Source organism: Neisseria sp. Marseille-Q1983, from assembly GCF_018224585.1.
Classification (GTDB): domain Bacteria; phylum Pseudomonadota; class Gammaproteobacteria; order Burkholderiales; family Neisseriaceae; genus Neisseria; species Neisseria polysaccharea.
Window position 1 is genome coordinate 1 of the sequence record NZ_JAGTUI010000035.1, and the last position, 23,149, is coordinate 23,149.

Sequence of the window (23,149 nt, forward strand, 5' to 3'; positions counted from 1 at the left end):
ACCGATTCACTTGGTGCTTCAGCACCTTAGAGAATCGTTCTCTTTGAGCTAAGGCAAGGCAACGCCGTACTGGTTTAAATTTAATCCACTATAAAAGGGCGGCAAATCGCCGCCCTTCCCTTCAAACCTTCCGCCTGCCCCAACAGCAGACAGGCGAAAAAGCTCTTACCACTGATAACCGACAGATGCGGAAGCACCGAAATGGCCGCGCGAATTGCCGGAAGCCGTGCCTTTGATAATCCAATTTCCGCCGTCGGAAATACTGGAGTAGCCGATGGCATAACCGGCTTCGCCGCGATAAGTGCCGCCGCCGATCGCCATCATACTCTTGCCGGGCAAATAGGCCTGAACCAAACCTGCGGTTGCAATCGCTTGGGCGATGCCCGCACGCGCGTTGCCGTCCACATTGTCGATGCGGTTGTTCAAGTTTTGCGCCACGCCTTTAAGTTGTGCGACGTTTGTAACATCCCCCTCTTTAACGCCCGGGGCGACATTGGTAATGCGGACGGGTTTGTTGTCCTTCTTGCTGCCGACATTCAATGCGTCCCCATCCACGCTCAAAGTGGGCGCATCCGCCCCCGCGCCGAGCGAAACGCTGGAAAACTGCGGAGTCATCGAAGTGGCGATGCCGATATTCTTACCGTTGCGGGTAATCTCGATGTTGTTGCCGGCATCAATGTTGACGGTTTCATCCATCTTTACCTTGCTCGGCGAAACATTGCCGCTGATGACTTTGCCCGAAGAACCTGCAACCGCTTTGGAATCCAAATTCCAACCGCTGTTTTGCAGCTGATCGACGTTTACGGCATCGTCCGGTTTCTGACCCCAGGCAACATTGGTAATGACCGTGCCGCCGATGCCTTTGTCCAAACCGTTGTCTTTCAGGTATTTGTCTTTCGCTTCAACCCGTGCAACTTCTGCTGCGGCTTTTTGAGCGGCTTCGATAACGGCTTGAGGCTGACCTTTCAGCTCTTTGGCAATCTTGTCGGCAGCATCTTTGGCATATTGGTCCTGCTGCTTGGACAATGCGTCTTTCTGATCGGCAGTCAGCGCGGCATCGTCGGAACGTTTCGCAAGCGGCGTATAACGGTCGCCCTTGTTCTCAGGATCCATGCTGGCAGACTGGCGGACTTTCGCCGGATCGACTTTAGGCTGGGTCTTGTCGGCAGTACCGTCGGCTTTGCTGAGATACCAGTTGCCGTCTGCATCTTTAACCACTTTATTGCCGTTTTCATCGACAGCGGAAATCTGGCTTATCGGCAACTCGGCATCTACTCTGATGTAGGTGTTGGTTACGGTCTTACCGTCTTTGTCGACTTCCTCAACCGTTGCCGCTTTAACGACGGTATTGTTGCCATTGGCAAAGTGTACATTGTCGTCAGGATTCACTTTTTCCGGCTTGCCCGCATCCAGCGCGTATTTGCTGTCGCCGAATGCCGCATCCGCTTTGGCTTTTTCTGCCAATCCGACGTTCCAGCCGGATTTGTTGATTGCATTGGCGACCGTGTTGCCGGTTACAAAGCCCGAGCCGCCATTGTCTGCCGATTTAATATCCGCAGCGGGAATTTCCGTCTTCGTCTTCGGTTTCCCGTTTTCATCGCGCTCATAGTATTTGCCGTCGATGATGACCGCATCGACTTTCGAGCCGTCGTTTTTGGTTATCTCGACTTTGTTGGTAACCTTGCCTTCTTTGGCAGACACGGTAATCACGCGTGTGCCGTCGGCGGCGGTGCTTCCGCGCACCTCGATGCCGTTGCTGCCTTTGAAGTCCACTTGGTTGGCGTTCTTCACGACATCGGTGTAGCCGTTGCCGTCTTTGGTCGATACCACCCAGCCCATATTTTGCAAATCGCCTACAGTTGCGGCGGCGTTCTTGTTCACTGGTGCGGTATCTGTACCTGCCAAATCAATCAGTTTTTCCGTTTTCGACTCTGCCGGCTTACCGTCCGACTTTTTATCGCCGTTCGGTTTGGTGCTTACTTCGCTTGTATTCAACACCGATGCCACGCCGACAAGTTGGGCCGGTTTGCCGTCTGAAGAGATTTTCAGTGCCGTTGCCGGTTCTTTTCCTGTTTCGTTGTTGCTTGCGTTTACGGCTTTTTCCGTCGTCAGGCTGACCGGTTTTTTGCCGTCTTCATCTTTACCGATTTTCACGGTTGCAAACTCAACGTCGTCTTTGGTCGCATAGGTAACCTTACCACTATCTTCCTGTTTCACGGTCAGATTTTTACCCGCAACCATTTCAACGGTTTTACCCGGATTGATGAGTTCGTCGCCTGTCGATGCGTTATCTTTCTTGCCCTCGGCAGTGGCGGAAGTTCTCAGCGTAAAGCCCGACTCGTTGATGGCTTTTGCCACATTCTGCGCCGTCACGCCTTTATTTTGCTCTTTCGCCAAATCGGCTTCCGCCTTTGCCAATGCGGTTTTTTTCGCCTCATCCGCCGGATTCGCGTCCGCATCGGCTTTCGCCGCCTTCACAGCAGCTTCCAATGTTTTCAAATCGGGCGCGCTGATTTTACCGTTTGACGCGGTCAAATCCGCCGTATCCACATCCACTTTCACCCGGCTTTCCTTGCCGTCGGTTTCGATGCTGACCGTCGTTCCCTTGCCGTTTACAAAGTTCACGGTGTCATACGCCCTGACAAAATCAACCGCGCTTCCGTTGCCCTTCAAGTTCCAGCCGCTGTTTAACACGTCGCCCACAGTGGCGGCGTTGTTCGCATTCACATTGCCGTCCGCCGTGCCGATTGTCGGGGCGGATTGCGATTTGCTTGCCGGTTTGCCGGTCGGATCGGCAGCATCCGCCGTGTTGCGGGTTTCGGGAAGGTTTGATTTGACATTCGACAAGGTGGTCGGAGATGTCGTGCCTTTTGCGCCGTTGACCGAAACGATTACGTCGCCCGCCGGCACTTCTTCTCCCGTACCGTCGGCATTCGGATAAAACTTGGTTTCCGTCTTGCCGCCATTGGTTACGGTTTTCGGATAGACTTTTGTTCCGTCTTTCTTGGTATATTCCACGGGTTTGACCGAATTGTTCGTCGCAAGCTGGTGATCCACGCCCACCGTAATGGTGCGGACATTGCCCTCCGTTTTACCGGAAACGATAACGCCCGACGCACCCACGAATTTCACTTCTTCGGCATTTTTTACCTGCGCGTTGTAAGCCTTGGCGGGATTGTCTGTTTCCTTATCGGCAGAAAGCACCCAACCCATACCGCGCAAGTCGCCCACGGTGGCGGCGGTATTGTCGCCGACTGTCGGTTCGGTCTTGCCAGTTTCGGTTTTATTGAGGTTCAACAACCCCTCGGTTTTCGGATCGGCAGCGTCGAATTTCTCCAAACCGCTGCTTATGCCGCCAAGGGTAACCGGCTGTTCCTTCCCGCCTGCCGTTGCGGCAGGACGGCTGAAGTTCAAACCGTTTGCAGTCGGCGCGATATTGACGGTGTTGCCGCCTTGAACCAGTTTCAAGCCTTCAAACTCGGGCGTTTCCACAGTGGCAAAGGTAAATTTGCCGCCTTTGCGTTTGACGCGCAGGTTTTTGCCTGCCGTCAGCGTCAACGCGTCGCCCGCGCCCATCTCTGCGCCATCGTCGTTGGTGGTTTTACCCTTATCGCTGACAGTGGCGGTTTGGTCGTTGTCCGCCTTCGCATACCATTTCGCGCTGTTGACGGCATTTGCCACCGCATCAACTGTCGCCAGTTTGCCTTTATCAGCATCAACAGGACGTACTTGACCAACTTTTTCACCAGCGATTTTATTCTTATCTGTAACCGTTTCTATCGTGCCCGTTACGGCTGTAACTTTGCCGTCGTCGCCCACTTTAATGGTCGTACCGTCGGCTTTGACATCGTATTTCACGCTGACGGTATCGGGGTTGCCGTCCTTACCTTGCGTAACTTCCACATTGGCAACCGTGCCGTTGCCGTTTTCGTAATTGACGGCATCGCCCGGGTTGATTAATTGGGTTTTGTTTGCGTCGGTTACCGCCGCGCCGTTGATTTTGGTCGCATTGGTTTTCCATCCCGACTGATTGATGGCGTTTGCCACATCGCCGGTTTTTGCCACTTTGTCCCCTGCTTTAGAGTCTGTGTCTGCCTTTCCGTTTGTGCCGACGACAACCTTGCCGCCCGCCGTCGTGATGCTGCCGGCGTCGTTTTTGGCGGTAATGGTAACGACTGCGCGTTTGCCGCCGTCTTCTGCGGCAACAGTAACATCCGTCGTCGCCTTATTGCCGCTGACAAAGTCCACGGTGTCGTAGGTGCGGACGAAATCGACGTTTTCGACCTCGCCGCCCGCCTGTTTCGCGCCCCGGATGTTCCAGCCGGCATTTAACACGTCTTGAACGCCGGCGGCGCGGTGGTAGGCTGAGGCACCAATATTGCCGTCGATATGGGCAGTCGGACTGCCCGCCAAGGTGTCGGTCAGGGTCGGCTTGATACCGTTCAGATAGACCGGGGCGTTGTTGTTTGTCGAGCCGTCGGCGGCGGTTTCCGTGCCGGCGAGGGTCAGACCGTTTGCACCGCTTGCGATATTGACTTTCGCCCTATCTTTGCCGATGCTCAGCGTGTTTTCCACATTGGCGGTTTCAACCGTAATGTCCTTCGCCAAAGCAAAGGTAATGTTGCCGCCGACGTGGTTGACACGCAGATTTTTGCCTGCCGTCAGCGTCAACGAGTCGCCCGCCTTGACCGCCGTGCCTTTATCGTTTTTGGTCGGCGTGTCCACACTGTCGTCCGTATTTTCCACTTTGGCAATCCACGCCGCGCTGTTGATTGCATCCGCAACGTTTTTCACTGTGGCAATTTCGGAAGCGGCGCGGGTTTCTGCCTCCGCCTGTGTTTCCGTCGTGCCGTCTGCCTTGGTTTTTGGAGTAACAGTTACCTTGCCGCCATTTGCTGCGGCAATCGCGCCTGTATTGACTTTTACGCCGTCTTTGCCGACCGTAAGCGTTTTATCGGCGGCTTTAACCTTAATACCGTTTTCCGTGGTCTCGATGCCGTCTGAAACCTTGACATTCACGCCGTTTGCGCCGACTTCCAAAGATTTGTCGGCAGCTTTGACGCTGTATTTCACGGTCGATGTTTTGCCGTCTTCGGATACGCCGACGGATACGCTCGTGCCGTTGCCTTCGTCGAAGTTTACGGTGTCGTAGGCTTTGACAAAGTCTTTTGCCGTACCTTTTTCTTGGATGTTCCAACCTGCATTCAGGATGTCGCCCACAGTGGCGGCGTTGTCGGTTTTCACGGCATTTTCACCGGAGGTTTCGGGGGTATCCTGTTTGGTTGTTGCCTTACCCGGTGCACCATTTACGGTATTCGGCAAGTTGCCTTTCACGTTGGTAACGTGGTTGCCGCCGTTGTTTAAGCCGTTTTCGGTCAAGCTGACGGTAGGCGAAGTTTTGCTGTTCGGCGTGATGACTATGCCGTCTGAACTGATTTTCGTCGTCGGTTTGCCGTCGGCTTTGAACTCTGCACTGGTCAGGTTAATTAATTCCGGATTCAAGCTGTAAGTTACTTTACCGTTAGCTTCTTGTTTCACGGTTAAGTTTTTACCCGCGACCATTTCAACGGCTTTGCCCGACTTGATGACTTCGCTGCCTGTCGATTTGTCATCTTTCTTACCATCGGCATCGGCGGAAGTTTTCAGCGTAAAGCCGGAATTGTTAATCATATCCGCAACGTTTTTAGCCGTGGCAACACCTTTCTCATCCAAAGCCTTATTTAATGCCGTTTCGGCATCTTTGACTTTATTCTCAGCCGCTTCTTTTTCCGCTTCAGTTGCAGTGTCAGGCAATGCGGCCAACTCGTCTTTCGCAGTTTTTAATGCGTCTTGAAGTTTGGAATCAGTTGACGGCGCAATCACAGAACCGTCGGTACTTGAAACCAGCTTGGCTGTTTTTACATCAGGCACTTCCACATCAACGGTAATGGTGCGCACGCCGTTCTCGGTTTTACCCGATACTTTGGCGGCATTTGTGCCGACAAATTTCACTTCGTCCGCATTTCTCACCACATCACTGTATGACTTATCGTCTGCGCCGGTTACTTTATCTGCCGAAACTTTCCAGCCCATATTTGCCAAATCGCGTACAGTGGCGGCAGAGTTTAAAACATTGTCTGCCAATGCCGTCTGATTATGTGCCGTCCCAAGATTAACCAATTTCGGTTGGGTTGTCGGCGCGGTGCCGTCCGGTGCGCTTGTAACCGTTGTTGCATTCAACACCGAACCCACGCCTGTAATCTGCGTCGGTTTCGCATCCTTACCCGTGCCGCTGCTGATATTCAACGCGGTCGTCGGGGCTTTTCCTGTCTGATTATTATCGGCAGTTGTTGCCGCACTGGTTGTCAGGCTGACCGGTTTTTTGCCGTCTTTTTCTTCGCCGACTTTGACAGATTTAAATTCAACATTATCTTTTGTCGAGAATGTGAATTTACTTCCATCTTGAGTAATCTTGACATTTTTATCTGCTTCAAATGTAACGGTGTCGCCCGGTTTCACAAGTTTCGCTGCTCCGCCTGACACCTCTCCATTTTCAGTTTTAGCAGCAATGGCATTCCAACCCGCCTTGTTGATGGCTTCAGTGACATTTTCTACCGTCGCAATCTGTTTGCCTGCATCAGCTTTTGCTTTATTTGCAGCATCAAGTTTCTCTTGTGCTTTTTGCTGTGCAGTAGTATCCCCTGCTTCAGCCAATTCCTTGGTTGCCTCTGCAATCGCTTTATCTAGTACAGTTGTTGCCTTACCTGTTGATTCCGTTGCAATATCACCCGTATTTACTTTCACGCCATCTGTACCAACGGTAATTGTGCTATCCGCTGGTTTTACAGAAATAGTATTGTTTGTCGTATCTTTCTGTAAACCATTGCCAACGTTCACGTCGTATTTGACGTTTACGTTGCCAGTTTCTTTGCCTGCCTTGTCAGTATCTTTAGTCACAGATACCGTTGTGCCACTACCATTCAAGAAATTCACTTGGTCGTCTTTATTGATTGTATCGACTTTGGTTTTGCCGTTGCCCGCGATATTCCAACCGCTTGCTTTTAATTGGCTTACGTTTACAGCATCATTGTCGTCTTTACCGTCAGCAACATTGGTGATTTTGACCGAATCAGTGCCATTCGCGCCGGAAACTTTGATTGTGTTGCCGTCGTTGGTGATTTTCGGACCATTATTACCAAATTGAACAGAGCTAAACTCCGGTGTATCAGTGGTTGCAAACTCAAACGATTTATTCGTATTGTTGTGTGTAACCGTTAAGTTTTTGCCTGCTTTAAAGGTCACCGTATCACCAGCTTTCACATTGTCTGCTACATCCGTTGTTGCACCATTACCTGAAGCCGCTGCTTTCCAATAGGCATCATTAATCGCACTTGCTACAGTTTCTGCTGTTGCAAATGTATTGCCTGTTCCTTCTGCTTTAACCTTACCTACATTAGCTGTATCGGCTTTGATTTTCGTGGTGTTTACACTGTATTTTACTGTCGAGGTTTTACCATCCTTGCTTTCAACAGACGCAGTTGTACCATCACCGTCCACAAAATCCACAGTATCGTAGGCTTTTACAAAGTCAACCGCTGTGCCCTTGCCTTTCAAGTTCCAACCTGCATTTAATACGTCACCCACGGTAGCGGCATTGTTTGGATTGACATAATCTGTGCCTTTCGTATTCGTTGTATTTGGCACTGCTTGAGTTTTCGTGGCATTACTTGGCGCAGCTGCTGTATTTGCAGTATCGCTATTTTTAGTAGCAGGAAGATTAGATTTCACATTAGAAATCGCATTGCCGCCGTTGTTCAAGCCGTCTTGATTCAGCGTTACCGTTTTCTCCGGCGTATTTGCAACCGCATCTGCCGGTGTTGTCACCGTAATGCCTGCATTGGTCAGTTTGGTAATCGGCGCATTTTCACCTGTGCCTTTAAACTCTGCCGATGTCAGCCCGTTCAAAATCGGATTGAGCGAGTAGGTAAAGTCTGTACCTTTCTGTTTGATTATCAGGTTGTCGCCTGCTTTAAAGGTTACGCTGCCGCCCGCGCTGATTTTTTCGGTGGTTTTGGTATGACCGGACGTTGCGAAGCTGCCGCCGTCGGTACCGGACGTAATGCTCCACGCGGCATTGTTGACGGCATTTGCCACCGCATCAACTGTCGCCAGTTTGCCTTTATCTGCTTTAACAGGACGCACTTGACCCGCTTTTTCATCAGTACCTTTGTTAGTATCTGTAACCGTTTCGGTCGAGCCTGTCACCGCCTTCACTTTGCCGTCTGTGCCGACAGTGATTGTTGTACCGTCGGTATCAACCGCAACTTTGTCGCTATCAGCCGAATCAATTTTGAGGCCTTTGCCGGTATTGACCTTAATGCCGTCTGCACCAACAGTCACACCATTGCCTGCTTTGGCTTTAATTTTGTTGGTCGTAGCATCTTTTTCCAAACCATCGCCGAGGTTTACGCTGTATTTGATTGTGCTGGTTTTATTGTCTGTATTTTCAACAGATACACTTGTACCGTCGCCGTTAACAAAATTAACAGTGTCATAAGCGGTAACAAAATCTTTTGCCGTGCCTTTTTCTTGCAAGTTCCAGCCTGCATTCAATACATCGCCTACGGTTGCCGCATTGGTTTTGATGTCATCTACATTATTCGGTTTGTCTGCTTTAGTTGTCGGCGCAGTTGTATCTTTTTTCGCACCATTTAGGTTGCCGGCTACATTGGTAATCGTATTGCCGCCGTTGTTTAAGCCGTTTTCGGTCAGACTAACATTCGGTTTTTGCTCACCGCCGGTCGTCGGCGCAGCGGGCGTAATGGTAATGCCGTCTGAACTGATGTTCACCGTCGGTTTGCCGTCGGCTTTAAACTCCGCACTGGTCAGGTTGGTTAATACAGGATTCAGGCTGTAGGCAAAATCAGCTTTTTTGACTTTCTTTTTAACTGTTTTGGTTTTGTCAAAATCATCCTGAACTTCAATTTCAACTTCGGTTTCATCACGGTCTAACTTCAAGTTGTTGCCGACTTGGAGTTGGACTTTGTCTTGCGAACGGATTGCGGTTTCATAAGCCTTATCCGCGGAATCTGTATTTGCTTTTTTAGATGTGAATACACCCGAAGAATCAGCTACCACATTACCGCTTGTGTTAAAACCTGCTGCAATTTTTTTGGTGATGGAGTTTAACTGGGAGCCGTTGATGGCATCGGTAGAATCTTCCGCCACGCGACCGGCCGCCACGTTTTTTAATTGGCGTTCTGCGCCGGAGCTACCGAAAGACACGACGTCGCCTTCAGAGGTGTTAGTGCCGCCCGCCCATTTAAATGTATAAGCAATATCCTTTGAGTCATCGGAAACAATATTGCCTTCGCTGTCGTAGTTCACACTTAATTGGCGCGTACCCAGCAACTCAGTAGTAGAACCCGTACCGATTGCCACCGCATTTTGACGGGTTGCATGCGCCCCTGTGCCCAATGCTAAAGAACCGATAACATCAGCCCGCGCACTCGCACCGATGGCTGTTGCCAAATCACCTTTGGCTAAAGAATGCACACCTAAAGAAGTAGAAGCATGACCGTTTTTATTTTTCGTGTCGGCAAAATTAAGAGTGGCTACGTCCATAGCGTGCCCAGTCAGCTCTTGAAAGGCTGCTGCAACGGTACCTGTTGTCGTCTTAGTCGCCGCGAAAGTATAATGGCGGGTAACCTCTTTACCATTAATTTTCTCGACTACATCTTTTGCAATTACACCACCTTTTTCATTTACGCCAATGGCTTTTTCAAAAGTTGTGGATTGTTTAGAAGCTGAGTCAACATCCGCACCGCCAATCATAATAGAGGAATCGCCTTGGGCGTTAGTACCCAAGCCCATCGCAATCGCACCTTGTTTACCAGAGGCAACCGCCCCTTGACCGATCGCAATATCTGCTACATTTTTAGCTTGTGCTCCTTGACCGACTGCTACGGAAGCTTCTACAGCCTTAGAATGATCACCAACCGCTACCGCAGATTTGTCAGCATTTGCCTGATAACCTGCAGCCACCGCAGATTCTTCTGCCTTCGCTGCCGTACCTGCCGCCACTGCATACTTACCATTGGCAAAAGATCCCATACCGATGGCTACCGCCGCTTCGGCATTAGCTTGAACTTGTGAACCCGCACCGATTGCCGTTGCACCGAAAGCACCTTTACGCACCAAAGCATTCGTACCAAGTGCCGTTCCCAATGGTGTTCCTGAATGAGCTTGTGCCCCTAATACTACTGAACCATCTTGTGCATAAGTTGCTTTATATGCCGTATCTAACTTGGTACCAACAAGTCTCTTATATGCACCACTAATCGTGTCCTTAGATATCTCTGCATCTTGATTATGATCTTCTGTTTCTGTAGCAGCAAAATTTTCTTTTATTGATTTATAATATTTGTTATTTGCAAATTGAGTAATATCATTTCCACCTAATGCAATAGCACCCATACCAGCAATTGTTTGAGCGCCTATTGCCACAGATTGGTCTCCTATAGCACGTGCATTACGACCTAAGGCTGTGGCTTCATTAATAGCCACATTTGTGTATCCATTAGTACCACCTGCTATTTTTTGATAATCTGCAACATTTTTAACACCAAACGCTTTTTTCAGCACTTCATCATTATTATCAACATCTGTAGCATTCTGCACAGGCATACCATTAGTATCTAACTTTCTAAATCCTGCTCCGGCACCGGCCCCTATAGCAACAGAAGAATTTACAGAACGCCCATCATCTTTATTAACTCCTGTATAAGCACCGGTACCAATGGCTACACCGCCAGCATCTCCACCATTAAGATTTTTCCCAGCATTGTTAGTTCCCGACATAGCACCATAACCAATGGCAATACTATGACCTTGACCTTGATCTCGAGTTTCAGCTTCTTTACCGAAAGCAAGATCATACTGTTGTCTTGCTTTACTTTTTTGACCAAAAGCTATTGACATCTTTCCAATGGATTCACTTTCAACGCCTATGGCATAACTATCGTCACCTGTAGCTTTCGCTCCCAGTACCAATGCCAAAGACGTAGGACCAAGTGCTTTTGCGCCTATACCGATAGCTACAGCATTATTATGTTTAGAAATAGCACTCTTACCGATAGCTACAGAATTTGGGTTTTCTGCTTTCGCTCCGTTTCCTATCGCTATAGCGTCATCTTTACCAGTGCTTGCATCTTTCCCTATAGCTATCGTTCTACTTCCAGTTGAATTTGCTGACGCTCCTATCGCTACCGAATCTCCTCCAGCCGCAACAGACCCTGTTCCTTGAGCAACTGCTCCACTACCTGTTCCAGCATCATTTAATGCCGCATAAGCCGAATGACCGCTTAATAATGCCAATGCGATGGCTGAAGATTTAATAAGGTTCGCTGAAGAGCCGGACGCACTTTTTTTGGCACTCGATGAGCTTTGTTTTTTGTGTGCCTTAGTTAATTCGGATACTGCCACCCAAGATTGGGTTGCCTGGCTGTAAATGACACGGAAGATTTTGTTCATTGATTCTCTCTGCTTGCAATACACCGCCCGCGCTTTTGACGTTTCCGGCCGCCGGACGGCAAACGACCATACACAATTATTGACAATCCCATTGTATTGCGAAAGTCAGTCTAGGAGAATCAATCTAATTGTCAACATTCCCTTATGATCAAAGGTATTACACTTTTTTACGTAAATTCGGGGGGGGGGGGTGATTTTTGATGTTTTTTGACGAAAATTTACATTTAGACGATAAAAAGGAAAAAGCCGTGTCGCATCTGTGCAACACGGCTTGGCGGGCGCAAACGGATAAAACGGCGTTCCCTGCCGCCGCAGGCGGAACGCCGGATGACGGGGTTTTCCCTAAGGGTGCGGCTGCCGCTATATCACGAAATCCAACAGGTAGAAATCTTCTTTGCCCACGCCGCATTCGGGGCATTTCCAGTCGTCGGGGATGTCTTCAAACTTTGTCCCGGGGGCGATGCCGTGTTCGGGATCGCCGTGTTCTTCATCGTAAATCCAGCCGCAGGGGCCGCACATATATTGCGCCATTTGTGTTTCCTTGTTTTTTGTATAGTGGGTTAACAAAAACCGGTACGGCGTTGCCTCGCCTTAGCTCGAAGAGAACGATTCTCTAAAGTACTGAAGCACCCGTACTATTTGTACTGTCTGCGGCTTCGCCGCCTTGCCCTGATTTTTGTTCATCCGCTATAAATCAGGGTTTGGGAGGATGGTGCGGTACCCACCCGGTTTTTTTGGGGTTGGTTTTTTTTCGATAGATTCCTGTGGTTTTTCGATTACTGGATTCCCACTTCCGTGGGAATGACGGTTTGGAGGTTTCGGTTTTCTCGATGGATTCCTGTTGCGTTAGGGGGCTGGATTCCCGCTTTTGCGGGAATGACGACCCCCGCTCCCGCGTCATTCCCGCGCAGGCGGGAATCTAGTCTGTTTGGTTTCTGTTTTTCCGATGGATTCCTGTGATTTTTCGTTTGCTGGATTCCCGCTTTTGCGGGAATGACGGTTTTGGGGTTTCTGTTTTTTCCGATGGATTCCTGTTGCGTTGGGGGCTGGATTCCCGCTTTCGCGGGAATGACGCGGTGGGGGTTTCGGCATTTTCCGCCTGTTTATTTTGCGGCTTCGATTGCCGCTATTTCTTTGCGCAGGTGTTTGATCGCGGGGGTTACGATGGCGACAAACATTGCTTCGCGGACGCGCCTTTGGGCGGGACTGCGCATCAGGTAGCCTTTTGCGCCGGAATGCAGGGCGGCGGATTGGGCGGCGGTAAGGGTCAGTACGGCGGCGGCTTCGCGCAGCTTGAGGGTGGCGAGGCTGTCGGGCGTGCCGCTCCAAGCCAAGCCGGCGAGCCGTTCGGTTTCTGCCCACGCGCCGTCCAACCTTGCTTTGAGGCTGTCGTAGCCGTCGTCGAGATAGCTGTTGACTTCAGCGTTGACGATGTTGGCGAGGCGGATGATGCCGAGGCTGCCGTCTATCACGCCCGCGCCGATGCCGATTTGCAGGAGGATAAAGCCTGCTTTGATGCTTTGGATGTAGTCGGCAAACTGTTCGGGCGCGGCGATGATGTCTTCGTCAGGGATAAATACGTCTTTGAAGTTCAGGCTGAAGGTGCGCGTGCCTTCAAGGGCGCAAAATTCGGGGCAGTTTTGCAGGCTTACGCCTTCCCTTTGTCCGCCGGTGATAAACATAACGTAGCCGCCGCCGATTTGGGCGGTATTCGCCCAGATGTGGTCTTCGCCGATGTTGGACACCCACGGCAGCGCGCCGTTGACTGTATAACCGCCCTCCACGCGTTCGGCTTGGAGGTTGTGTTTTTCGATGCCGGCAAGGTGTTTGACGGTATTGGACATTCCGGTACCCGCCAATACTTTGCCTTGCAGGATGTCGGCGAGGTATTTGTCTTTGACGGCTTGGTTGGGCGTTTGGTGCAGATACCACGCGCAAGCCGCCTGACACCACGCGCTGAAGGAGGTTGCGCCGCATTCTTTGCCGATTTCGCGCAAGACGGCGATTTGCGTTGCCAAACCCAAGCCGTTGCCGCCTTCGGCTTCTGTGCTGACTGCGCCAAATCCGCCGATTGCGCCGAGTTCGCGCATAAATGCTTCGGGGTAATATCCTTTGCGGTCGATGTCGTCGACAAGGGGTTTGAGCTTGGTTTTGACGAGTTCGGCAACGTTGGCAATCAGGGTTTGGGCGTTCATCTTTGTTCCTTAAGGTTTGCGGGGGAATCGGGGTGCGCCTGATGCGCGGCTGCTTTTCCTGCCGCTTGGCGGCTTGTTTTTGTTTGAGGGGTGTTTTTGAAAAACCGCCCGATATTCGGGCGGTTTGCCGTATCAGGCGTAAGCCTGCAATTCGGGATTGATTTCGGTTTGTCCGAGGTTGTTGACGTAGTTGCACAAAGTTGCCAAGGCTATGCCCATCACGACTTCGACTGCCTGCTGCTGGTTGTAGCCCGCATCGAAAAATGCTTTGAGTTCGTCATCGGATACCGCGCCTTTTTTCGCCATTACGGCTTGGGTGAAGGCGGCGAGCGCGCCGAGTTTGGCATCGTCAAATTCGCCTGCCGCCAAAGCGCGCGCGGCTTTGACGGATTGTTCGGACAGAAGTTTTTTCAGGGTTGCGAGTTTGGTGTGCCCTGCCACGCAGAAGCCACATTGGTTGGTGCGGGCGGCGATGATCTGGATGACTTCGACTTCGCCGGCAGTCAGGCTGTTGGCGGCGTTGAGCTTGCCGACTTCTTGGTAAAACGCCAAGGCTTCGGGGGCGTTTGCCAATACGCCGATAAGGTTGGGGATGAAGCCGTTGTTTTGAAGTACCGCCTCTACGCGCGGTTTGGCGGCTTCGGGAGCGGTTTCGAGGGTGTGTACGGTTAAACGTGCCATGTTTCTTTCCTTGTTTGCAATATTATTGAAGGGATGGACGCATGGTACGCATTTCGGAATGAAATGGGAAAGACTGATTGGTTATGTGCTGCAAACGAAAAGTTATAAGAAATGCCGTCTGAAGCCTTTCAGACGGCATTGCCGGGAAACGCGCCTACCTGCCCCCGCGCCCGAAATATTGCGCCAATGCGGCTTGGGGGTTGGCGGCTTGGACTGTTTCGGGCAATTCGGTATAGCCGCGCGATAAAAGGTGGCGTGCATAAAGGCTGTTGCCCTTTGCGCCGAACCAGACGGAAACCGCCAAGCCCAATACGTTAAACGCCGAGTCTGTGGCGGGCGTGTCGCCGTAAACCAGTTGGGCAAACACCGCCAGCACGAATATCGCGCCCGTCAGCCCCAGCCCCAAACCCCACATTCTTTTGAAACACGCCCACAGCGTGCCGAACAAAAGGCCCGGCCACGACCAGCCTTGTTTGACGGCTTGGGGCGGCAGGGCGGGATGGGTGTAGATTTTGTATGGTTTCATCGTGTTTCCTTTTCGGTTGAAACCCTGCCCTTTGGGCGGTAGGTTCAGACTTTATTTGGGAGGGCGCACCCGTGTTCCGGCATACGGCTTGAACATGCCCTTCGGGGGACGCAAACCCGACAATGCCGTCTGAACGGTGTTTTGCCTTCAGACGGCATTGCCTGCCTTCAAAGCGGACGCGCTTATTCCGCCCAGTTTTTCTTTTTGCTGGTTTTGCCGATACCCGGGTTGAAGCTGTTGGTCGGGTCGAGTTTGCGGTAAAACTGTTTGAGCGCGGGCTTGGCTTCATACAAATGACCGACGTTGTGTTCGGCGGGATATTGCGCGCCGCGTTGGTCTAAGAGATGCAACATTTCGTGTTCCAACGCCATGCAGTCGTTGCCTTTTTTGATGATGTAATCCTGATGGAAAACGTGGCACATGAAATGTCCGTAGTAGAGCTTGTGGATGATTTTATTGTCGATTTCCGGCGGCAGTTTTTCAAACCAGTCGCGGTCGTCGCGGCGCAGGGCGATGTCAAGCGCGACCAAATCTTCCACTTCGTCGTCATGCACGGCGCGGTAGCGGATGGCGGCGGAGGCGACGGCGAAACGGTGCAGCATCGCGGCTTGGGTTTCTTCGGCGTTGCACTCGAAAAACGCGCCGCCGTGGTGTGCAAAATACTCTTTCAGGAACGCGCGCGCCTCATCCACGCCTTTCCCGCCCATTTTCAGAATCAAATGGTGTTCGTATTTATTGCGGTAATCGCGCATAGATTTGGGCAGGTGGTCGGGCAGGAATTTGCTGACGAACTGCATTGCCTTGTCGGAAAAATGCTTGGGCAGGAAGCTGACTTTTTTGCCGAAGCGGTCAACTTTGGCTTTGAAATCAAATAATTTTGGCAGTTGGTGCGTACCGAATTTTTTGATGACGTAGAACGTGTCTTTGCCGTACACGTCGGCAATATCGAAAGCGTCGCGGTGGATGTATTCGCCGGAAACGGGCAGGCTTTCAAATTCGCCCAAGGCGGCGCGGCGGATGTCGGTCAGTTCGTTAATATCGTTCGTGCCGATGTAGAACACGGCGGTTTGTTTTTCTTGCGGGAAGGTGTCCAAACGGACGGCAAACACCATCAGTTTGCCCGCGCAGCCGGACGCTTCGTAATGCCGCGCCGGGTCGGCGTTGAAACGCGCGGCGGTCGGTTCGTCCACTTGGCGGACGTATTCGCAATAGGCGTGGTCGTGCCCTTTGCCCGCGTCTTGTTTGATGTCTTTTTTCTGATAATGATGACCTTGCAGGTTGGTCAGGATTTCTTCGGGCGTGTCGCCCAAGTCTATGCCCAAGTGGTTGACCAGTTCCAACTTGCCCTCTTCGTTGATTTGGGCGAACAGCGCCATTTCCGTATAAGCCGGGCCGCGCTGCACCAATGCGCCGCCGGAGTTGTTGCACACGCCGCCCAAGACGGACGCGCCGATGCAGGAAGAGCCGATGACCGAATGCGGTTCGCGCCCCAAAGGTTTCAGCAGCAATTCGAGCTGGTTCAGGGTCGAACCGGGCAGGCAGACGACTTGTTCGTTGTTGTTGATGGTTTGGATGATGTTCATCCGCATGGTGTTCACAATCACAATGTCGCGGTCGTAATCGTTGCCGTCGGGGGTCGAGCCGCCGGTCAGACCGGTATTCGCCGCCTGCGTAATCACAATCACATCCGCTTCGACGCAAGCCTGCAAAATTTTCCACATTTCCAGAATGCTTCCGGGGCGCACCACCGCCAACGCCCTGCCCTCGCCGAAACGGTAGCCCTGGCGGTATTGTTCGGTTTTTGCGGGGTCGGTAATGATGTATTTTTCGCCTACGGTTCGGGTCAGGCTGCTGATTAATTGCGAGGCGTTCACGGTACTCTCCTATCGGGATAAGCGGCGGCGCAAATCCCGGTACGCCGCCGTATGTTCAATTTGGATATTTTGGTGCGACAAGTTGCACGCTGCAAATTATTTTTGGTTAAAGAAATAATGTAATTTAATATTTTTGGCATTTGCTGCGTTTTCCAAATCAGCCTTGTCGCTTTCGCTGTCGCCCATCATATAGACACTGACATTGTTTCCGACTTTCTTTGCATGGTTTAAGGAATAAAGTGCGGTCGCCTTATTAAGCATTTGGCTGCTTCCCGCCACGCCGACGTTGATATTGTCCGCGCCGAGCATTTCAATCATATTTGATGCCGAAGGCGAGCCGGATGTTTTAATCATTCCGACAGCCACCGCATCGGAAAGCGGGTTATTTGTCGCGGGAACCTGCACAACGACAGAACGTTCTCCCTGCGGCATTTCAACCATCAGCCGACCGACATTGACACCTGTTGCGCAAGCTGCAAGCATACCGGTGAGGGTTATCATTAGAAGTTTTTTCATTTGCCTACTCCTTTAGTCTTTAATCAAACTGCCCTGTTCGTCATAAACTTGAAATTGAACCATACTTCATTTTTATGAAGCCGGTTCTTCATTGGCCTGTATGGATACATTGTAATGATGCGTTATGGCAAAGTAAAGAAAATGCCGTCTGAACGGCTTTCAGACGGCATCGGTGCGATACGGGAACGCCGGAACATCGAAGCTCCGGCGTTTCAAATAGGGCGGCGGGCCAAACCCCCGGCACTGGCGCATCGGAGTGGGCTGCTGGCTTCCGCCCCTGACCCGGTGTTCCGATTTGCCATGCGGGGAGACCCGCCTCAGAGAAACGGCATTATAACGGGTTTTGTGAAAAACTCAACCGTTTTGATACGGTCATACGCCGGAAACACCACCTAAAATTTATATCCGATAATATTGTCAACAATTTCTCAAAGCGTTATTTTGTTTCTATAAGGGTATTTCCTGTTTCGGCATTGAAAAATATCAAAAATTGAACTACATTATCGCCTTTTCAAACCCGCCTGAAACCGACTTTTCAGACGGCATTCAAATAAAAATTGCCAAACACGGACACACCATGACCACGACTACCGCCCCGCAGCGTATTCGGGAAATTCCCTATAACTATACTTCCTACACCGACCGCGAAATCGTCATCCGATTATTGGGCGACGAAGCGTGGCAAATCCTGCAAGACCTGCGCGGACAGCGTAAAACCGGGCGTTCAGCACGAATGCTGTTTGAAGTATTGGGCGATATTTGGGTGGTCGTGCGCAATCCGTATCTGGTCGATGATTTGCTGGAGCATCCGAAACGCCGCGCCGCGCTGGTGCGGGAAATGCGCCACCGCCTGAACGAAATCCGCAAACGCCGCGACGACAATCAGCAAGTGGATGTCTTGGTTGCGGCGGCGGAAAAGGCGGTCGGGCGTTTTGATAGCAGTTTTGATGAAACCAGCCAAAAGCGGCGGCAGATTTTGGAACGCTTAAGCAAAATTACCAAGCCGCACAATATTATGTTCGACGGGCTGGCGCGCGTAACGCACGTTACCGATGCGACCGACTGGCGCGTGGAATATCCGTTTATGGTCGTCAATCCCGACACGGAGGCGGAAGTCGCGCCTTTGGTGCGCGCCTTAATCGAGCTGGATTTGGTCATTATCCCGCGCGGAGGCGGTACGGGTTATACCGGCGGCGCGATTCCTTTGGACGCAATGAGCGCGGTCATCAATACGGAAAAGCTGGACAAACATCGCGGTGTGGAGTTTGTCGAACTGGCGGGCTTGGATGGCAAACATCCGATTATCCATTGCGGCGCGGGCGTGGTAACGCGGCGGGTAGAAGAAACCGCGCATCAGGCGGGTTTGGTGTTCGCCGTCGATCCGACTTCCGCCGATGCGTCCTGTGTGGGCGGCAATGTGGCGATGAACGCGGGCGGCAAAAAAGCCGTGCTGTGGGGGACGGCGTTGGACAACCTCGCCTACTGGAACATGATTAACCCTCAAGGCGAATGGCTGCGCATCGAGCGCGTGCGCCACAATTTTGGCAAAATCCACGATGAAGAAACCGCCGTATTCGACGTTCACACGCTGGATTCAGACGGCCTCAATGTCGTTAAAACCGAACGCTTGGAAATCCCCGGCCACAAATTCCGCAAAGTCGGTTTGGGCAAAGACGTTACCGACAAATTCTTGAGCGGACTGCCCGGTGTGCAAAAAGAAGGCACGGACGGCATCATTACCAGCGTCGCCTTTGTGTTGCACAAAATGCCGAAATACACGCGCACCGTGTGTATGGAGTTTTTCGGCACGGTCGCCACCGCCACGCCTTCTATCGTTGAAATCCGCGATTTCCTGCTCGCCCACGACAGCGTTCGGCTGGCAGGTTTGGAACATTTGGACTGGCGTTATGTCCGCGCCGTCGGCTACGCCACCAAAGCGGCAGGCAAAGGCCGGCCGAAAATGGTCTTGCTGGCGGACGTGGTTTCCGACGATGAAGCCGCCGTAGAGGCAGCCGCCGAACACATCTGCGAACTCGCCCGCGCCCGCGACGGCGAAGGCTTTATCGCCGTGTCGCCCGAAGCGCGCAAAACCTTCTGGCTCGACCGCAGCCGCACCGCCGCCATCGCCAAACATACCAACGCCTTTAAAATCAACGAAGACGTGGTCATCCCGCTCGAAAGGCTCGGCGAGTATTCGGACGGCATCGAACGCATCAACATCGAGCTTTCCATCCAAAACAAGCTCAAACTCTGTGCCGCCTTGGAGCAATATCTTTCGGGCAAACTCCCCATCGACAAAATGGGCACAGACCTGCCAACTGCCGAACTGTTGGGCGAACGCGGCAAACACTCCCTGGCCCACGTTTCCGCCGTCAAAGCGCGTTGGGAATGGCTGCTCGCCAATTTGGACGCGCCGCTTGCCGACTATAAAGCACGCTACGGCGCAGCCGTCCACGCCGCGCCCGAAGCCAAAGACGACGAGAGCTGTTTCACCGCATTCCGCGACTTCCGTCTGCGCGTGTCCGTCAAAGAGGACGTAATGAAGCCGCTTTCTGAAATCTTCAGCGGCAAAACCGACACCAAAATTATCCAAGGCTTGGGCAAAATCCACGCCAAAACCGTGCGCGGCAGAGTCTTTGTCGCCCTGCATATGCACGCCGGCGACGGCAATGTCCACACCAACATCCCCGTCAATTCAGACGATGCCGAAATGCTTCAGACGGCATACCGTTCTGTGGAACGCATTATGAAAATCGCCCGTTCGCTCGGCGGCGTGATTTCGGGCGAACACGGCATCGGCATTACCAAGCTCGAATTTCTGACCGATGAAGATTTGCAACCGTTTTGGAACTACAAAAACCAAGTCGATCCGAAACACACCTTCAACCGTCACAAACTGATGAAAGGCTCGGACCTGCGCAACGCCTATACGCCGTCTTTCGAGCTTTTGGGCGCGGAATCGCTGATTATGGAAAAATCAGACCTCGGCACCATCGCCGATTCCGTCAAAGACTGTCTGCGCTGCGGCAAATGCAAACCTGTTTGCTCTACTCACGTTCCGCGCGCCAATCTGCTGTACAGCCCGCGCAACAAAATCCTCGGCGTGGGGCTCTTGACCGAAGCCTTCTTATACGAAGAACAAACCCGCCGCGGTGTTTCCATCAAACACTTTGAAGAACTCATGGACATCGGCGACCACTGCACCGTGTGCCACCGTTGCGTCAAACCCTGCCCCGTCAACATCGACTTCGGCGACGTAACCGTGGCCATCCGCAACTACCTTGCCGATTCCGGCCACAAACGCTTCGCACCCGCCGCATCGATGGGCATGGCATTTCTGAACGCCACCGGCCCGAAAACCATCAAAGCCCTACGCGCCGCCATGATACAGACCGGCTTCCCCGCGCAGAACTTCGCCTACAAAATTGGCAAAATCCTGCCCGTCGGCACCAAAAAACAAAAAGTCGAACCCAAGGCAACCGTCGGCAAAGCCCCGATTAAAGAACAGGTTATCCACTTCATCAACCGTCCTTTGCCCAAAAGCGTACCTGCTAAAACACCGCGCTCCATGCTCGGCATCGAAGACGACAAAAGCATCCCCATCATCCGCAATCCGGCTACGCCGGAAGATACCGAAGCCGTGTTCTACTTCCCAGGTTGCGGTTCCGAGCGCCTGTTCAGCCAAATCGGACTCGCCGTCCAAGCCATGCTCTGGCATGTCGGCGTACAAACCGTCCTGCCGCCGGGCTATATGTGTTGCGGCTATCCGCAGGACGCGGGCGGCAACAAGGCAAAAGCCGAACAAATGAGCACCAACAACCGTGTCGCCTTCCACCGTATGGCGAACACCCTCAACTACCTCGACATTAAAACCGTCGTCGTCAGTTGCGGCACCTGCTACGACCAGCTCGAAAAATACCGCTTCGAAGAAATCTTCCCCGGCTGCCGTATCATCGACATCCACGAATATCTGCTTGAAAAAGGGGTGCAACTAAACGGCGTAAAAGGCCAGCAATACCTCTACCACGACCCCTGCCACACCCCCATCAAAACCATGAACGCCACCCAAATGGCAAGCAGCCTCATGGGGCAGAAAGTCGTCTTAAGCGACCGCTGCTGCGGCGAATCCGGCATGTTTGCCGTCAAACGCCCCGACATCGCCACACAGGTCAAGTTCCGTAAACAAGAGGAAATCGAGAAAAACCTCAAAGAGCTGCCGCAGGGCGAACCCGTCAAAATGCTGACTTCCTGCCCCGCCTGCCTGCAAGGTTTGAGCCGCTACGCCGACGACAACAATATGCCTGCCGACTACATCGTCATCGAAATGGCGAAACACATCCTCGGCGAAAACTGGCTGGATGAGTTTGTAAAAAAAGCCAACAACGGCGGTGTAGAGAAAGTGTTGCTGTAACAACGGACACGGAAATGCCGTCTGAACGCCGAAAGTCTTCAGACGGCATTGTTTGAACCAAATCATCGCAATATTTTATGGAAATTTTATGGATAACAAAAAAGAATTTATTAATAATTTAACAAATAGGTATATGTGGATCTATCCATTGGTCTTAAATATTCTATTTCTACCTTTTTACCAGTCCTACCAATCTTTTTTTATTGCGCTTGGTTGTTTGTTTGCACTGGTTAGAAAAATGCAAAGCTTAGATTTTAAATTACAAAATCATATTGTATTGTTAAATATAAAAAGTGCTTGGGCAGATAAAAAAGTATTTTTGATTAGGATAGTAGTGTCATGGTTGGCGGTAATGGAAATATGGATGTGTTTTATTTCGGAATCATCAACGTGGGTATGCGGTGCTTTTTGTTTAAATAGTGAAATATTGGAAAAAATTTTTCGTGGCTTTGGTTATTCTGGTAGTTTATATTTTTTATTTATATTGATGATTGATCTCAATAAGTTAAGAGAGAGTATTTGAATTTCATTTTTTGTTTGACTTAAACTCAAGGAGAATAACAATGATTGGTAGTGGTGATACTAAACAATGCAAAAAATTTTCTGCATACCTACCCGAATCATGATTGACGGACAAACAAACGAACCCAAACAAAAAACCCGAATCATCCTTGCCCCTATGCAAGGTCTGATAGACGATGTGATGCGCGACCTGCTGACACGGATAGGCGGCTACGACGAATGCGTCAGCGAATTTGTACGCATTACCCATACCGTGCATTCCCGCGCCACATGGTTAAAATATATCCCCGAAATCGCTAACGGAAACAAAACGTTTTCCGGCACCCCGTGCACGGTTCAGCTTCTGGGCAGCGATGCGGACAATATGGCGGCGAATGCGCTGGAAGCCGTCCGCTTCGGTGCGGACAAAATCGATTTGAACTTCGGCTGTCCCGCTCCGACAGTCAACAAACACAAAGGCGGCGCAATCCTTTTAAAAGAGCCGCAACTGATATTCCACATCGTCAAAACGCTGCGCGAACGTTTGCCCGCACATATTCCGCTGACGGGGAAAATGCGGCTCGGTTACGAAGATAAAAGCCGGGCTTTGGAATGCGCCTGTGCGATTGCCGAAGGGGGCGCGTGCGGACTGACCGTACACGCGCGTACCAAAGCCGAGGGTTACGAACCGCCGGCGCATTGGGAATGGATACGCAAAATTCGCGATACCGTCAATATTCCCGTTACCGCCAACGGCGACGTCTTCAGCCTGCAAGACTATATCGGCATCAAAACAATCAGCGGCTGCAACAGCGTGATGCTGGGGCGAGGCGCGGTCATCCGCCCCGATTTGGCGCGCCAAATCAAGCAATACGAGAACGGCGGGCCGGTCAAAGACACAGATTTTGCCGAAGTTTCCAAATGGATACGGCAG

At 51.6% G+C, this 23,149-nt stretch carries 10 protein-coding genes, 1 other RNA gene and 1 pseudogene; 3 read left to right on the forward strand and 9 right to left on the reverse strand.

Annotated features, from left to right (window positions below):
• Window positions 1–165: 165 nt before the first annotated feature.
• From KEM39_RS08460 to ffs, 9 genes and pseudogenes are all read right to left on the reverse strand, one after another.
• Complete coding sequence (locus KEM39_RS08460; protein WP_275068403.1) at window positions 166–1,113, reverse strand: YadA family autotransporter adhesin; 948 nt, start codon at window positions 1,111–1,113, stop codon at window positions 166–168.
• A gap of 594 nt (window positions 1,114–1,707) precedes the next feature.
• Window positions 1,708–11,511 (reverse strand): annotated as a pseudogene (locus KEM39_RS11615) (ESPR-type extended signal peptide-containing protein); the annotation flags it as partial.
• Between the two features lie 360 nt (window positions 11,512–11,871).
• Window positions 11,872–12,042 (reverse strand): rubredoxin, encoded by a 171-nt coding sequence (locus tag KEM39_RS08480; protein WP_002217326.1) that lies wholly within the window; start codon window positions 12,040–12,042, stop codon window positions 11,872–11,874.
• A 572-nt stretch (window positions 12,043–12,614) separates the two neighbouring features.
• A complete protein-coding gene (locus KEM39_RS08485) occupies window positions 12,615–13,706 on the reverse strand; it encodes an acyl-CoA dehydrogenase family protein (RefSeq protein ID WP_118997217.1) in 1,092 nt (363 codons plus the stop codon).
• A 132-nt stretch (window positions 13,707–13,838) separates the two neighbouring features.
• Window positions 13,839–14,387, reverse strand: a complete 549-nt coding sequence (locus tag KEM39_RS08490; RefSeq protein ID WP_211709829.1) for a carboxymuconolactone decarboxylase family protein — start codon at window positions 14,385–14,387, stop codon at window positions 13,839–13,841.
• Window positions 14,388–14,541: 154 nt separating this feature from the next.
• The gene (locus KEM39_RS08495) at window positions 14,542–14,913 is read right to left on the reverse strand and encodes a DUF2628 domain-containing protein (RefSeq protein WP_002219366.1); all 372 of its coding nucleotides are present in this window, start codon (window positions 14,911–14,913) and stop codon (window positions 14,542–14,544) included.
• Between the two features lie 182 nt (window positions 14,914–15,095).
• Window positions 15,096–16,787, reverse strand: a complete 1,692-nt coding sequence (dld, locus tag KEM39_RS08500; RefSeq protein WP_211709830.1) for a D-lactate dehydrogenase — start codon at window positions 16,785–16,787, stop codon at window positions 15,096–15,098.
• Window positions 16,788–16,883: 96 nt separating this feature from the next.
• A complete protein-coding gene (locus KEM39_RS08505) occupies window positions 16,884–17,303 on the reverse strand; it encodes a hypothetical protein (RefSeq protein WP_003707690.1) in 420 nt (139 codons plus the stop codon).
• Window positions 17,304–17,523: 220 nt separating this feature from the next.
• An RNA gene (gene ffs, locus KEM39_RS08510) (signal recognition particle sRNA small type) lies at window positions 17,524–17,620 on the reverse strand.
• 260 nt (window positions 17,621–17,880) lie between these two features.
• Between ffs and KEM39_RS08515 the strand changes: the two genes are divergently transcribed.
• The 3 genes from KEM39_RS08515 to KEM39_RS08525 form a co-directional block, all read left to right on the forward strand.
• Window positions 17,881–21,714, forward strand: a complete 3,834-nt coding sequence (locus KEM39_RS08515; RefSeq protein ID WP_211709832.1) for an FAD/FMN-binding oxidoreductase — start codon at window positions 17,881–17,883, stop codon at window positions 21,712–21,714.
• A gap of 88 nt (window positions 21,715–21,802) precedes the next feature.
• Window positions 21,803–22,237, forward strand: a complete 435-nt coding sequence (locus tag KEM39_RS08520; protein ID WP_002213118.1) for a hypothetical protein — start codon at window positions 21,803–21,805, stop codon at window positions 22,235–22,237.
• Between the two features lie 99 nt (window positions 22,238–22,336).
• Window positions 22,337–23,149: tRNA dihydrouridine synthase (locus tag KEM39_RS08525; protein WP_211709831.1), on the forward strand; the 813-nt coding region annotated here is incomplete at its 3' end.

Bases quoted from the DNA above. Each gene is read 5' to 3' on its own strand.
- KEM39_RS08515 (WP_211709832.1), top strand. From the start codon at position 17,881: ATGACCACGACTACCGCCCCGCAGCGTATTCGGGAAATTCCCTATAAC.
- KEM39_RS08460 (WP_275068403.1), bottom strand. From the start codon at position 1,113: ATGGATCCTGAGAACAAGGGCGACCGTTATACGCCGCTTGCGAAACGT.
- KEM39_RS08485 (WP_118997217.1), bottom strand. From the start codon at position 13,706: ATGAACGCCCAAACCCTGATTGCCAACGTTGCCGAACTCGTCAAAACC.
- KEM39_RS08495 (WP_002219366.1), bottom strand. From the start codon at position 14,913: ATGAAACCATACAAAATCTACACCCATCCCGCCCTGCCGCCCCAAGCC.
- KEM39_RS08480 (WP_002217326.1), bottom strand. From the start codon at position 12,042: ATGGCGCAATATATGTGCGGCCCCTGCGGCTGGATTTACGATGAAGAA.
- KEM39_RS08520 (WP_002213118.1), top strand. From the start codon at position 21,803: ATGGATAACAAAAAAGAATTTATTAATAATTTAACAAATAGGTATATG.
- KEM39_RS08505 (WP_003707690.1), bottom strand. From the start codon at position 17,303: ATGAAAAAACTTCTAATGATAACCCTCACCGGTATGCTTGCAGCTTGC.
- KEM39_RS08490 (WP_211709829.1), bottom strand. From the start codon at position 14,387: ATGGCACGTTTAACCGTACACACCCTCGAAACCGCTCCCGAAGCCGCC.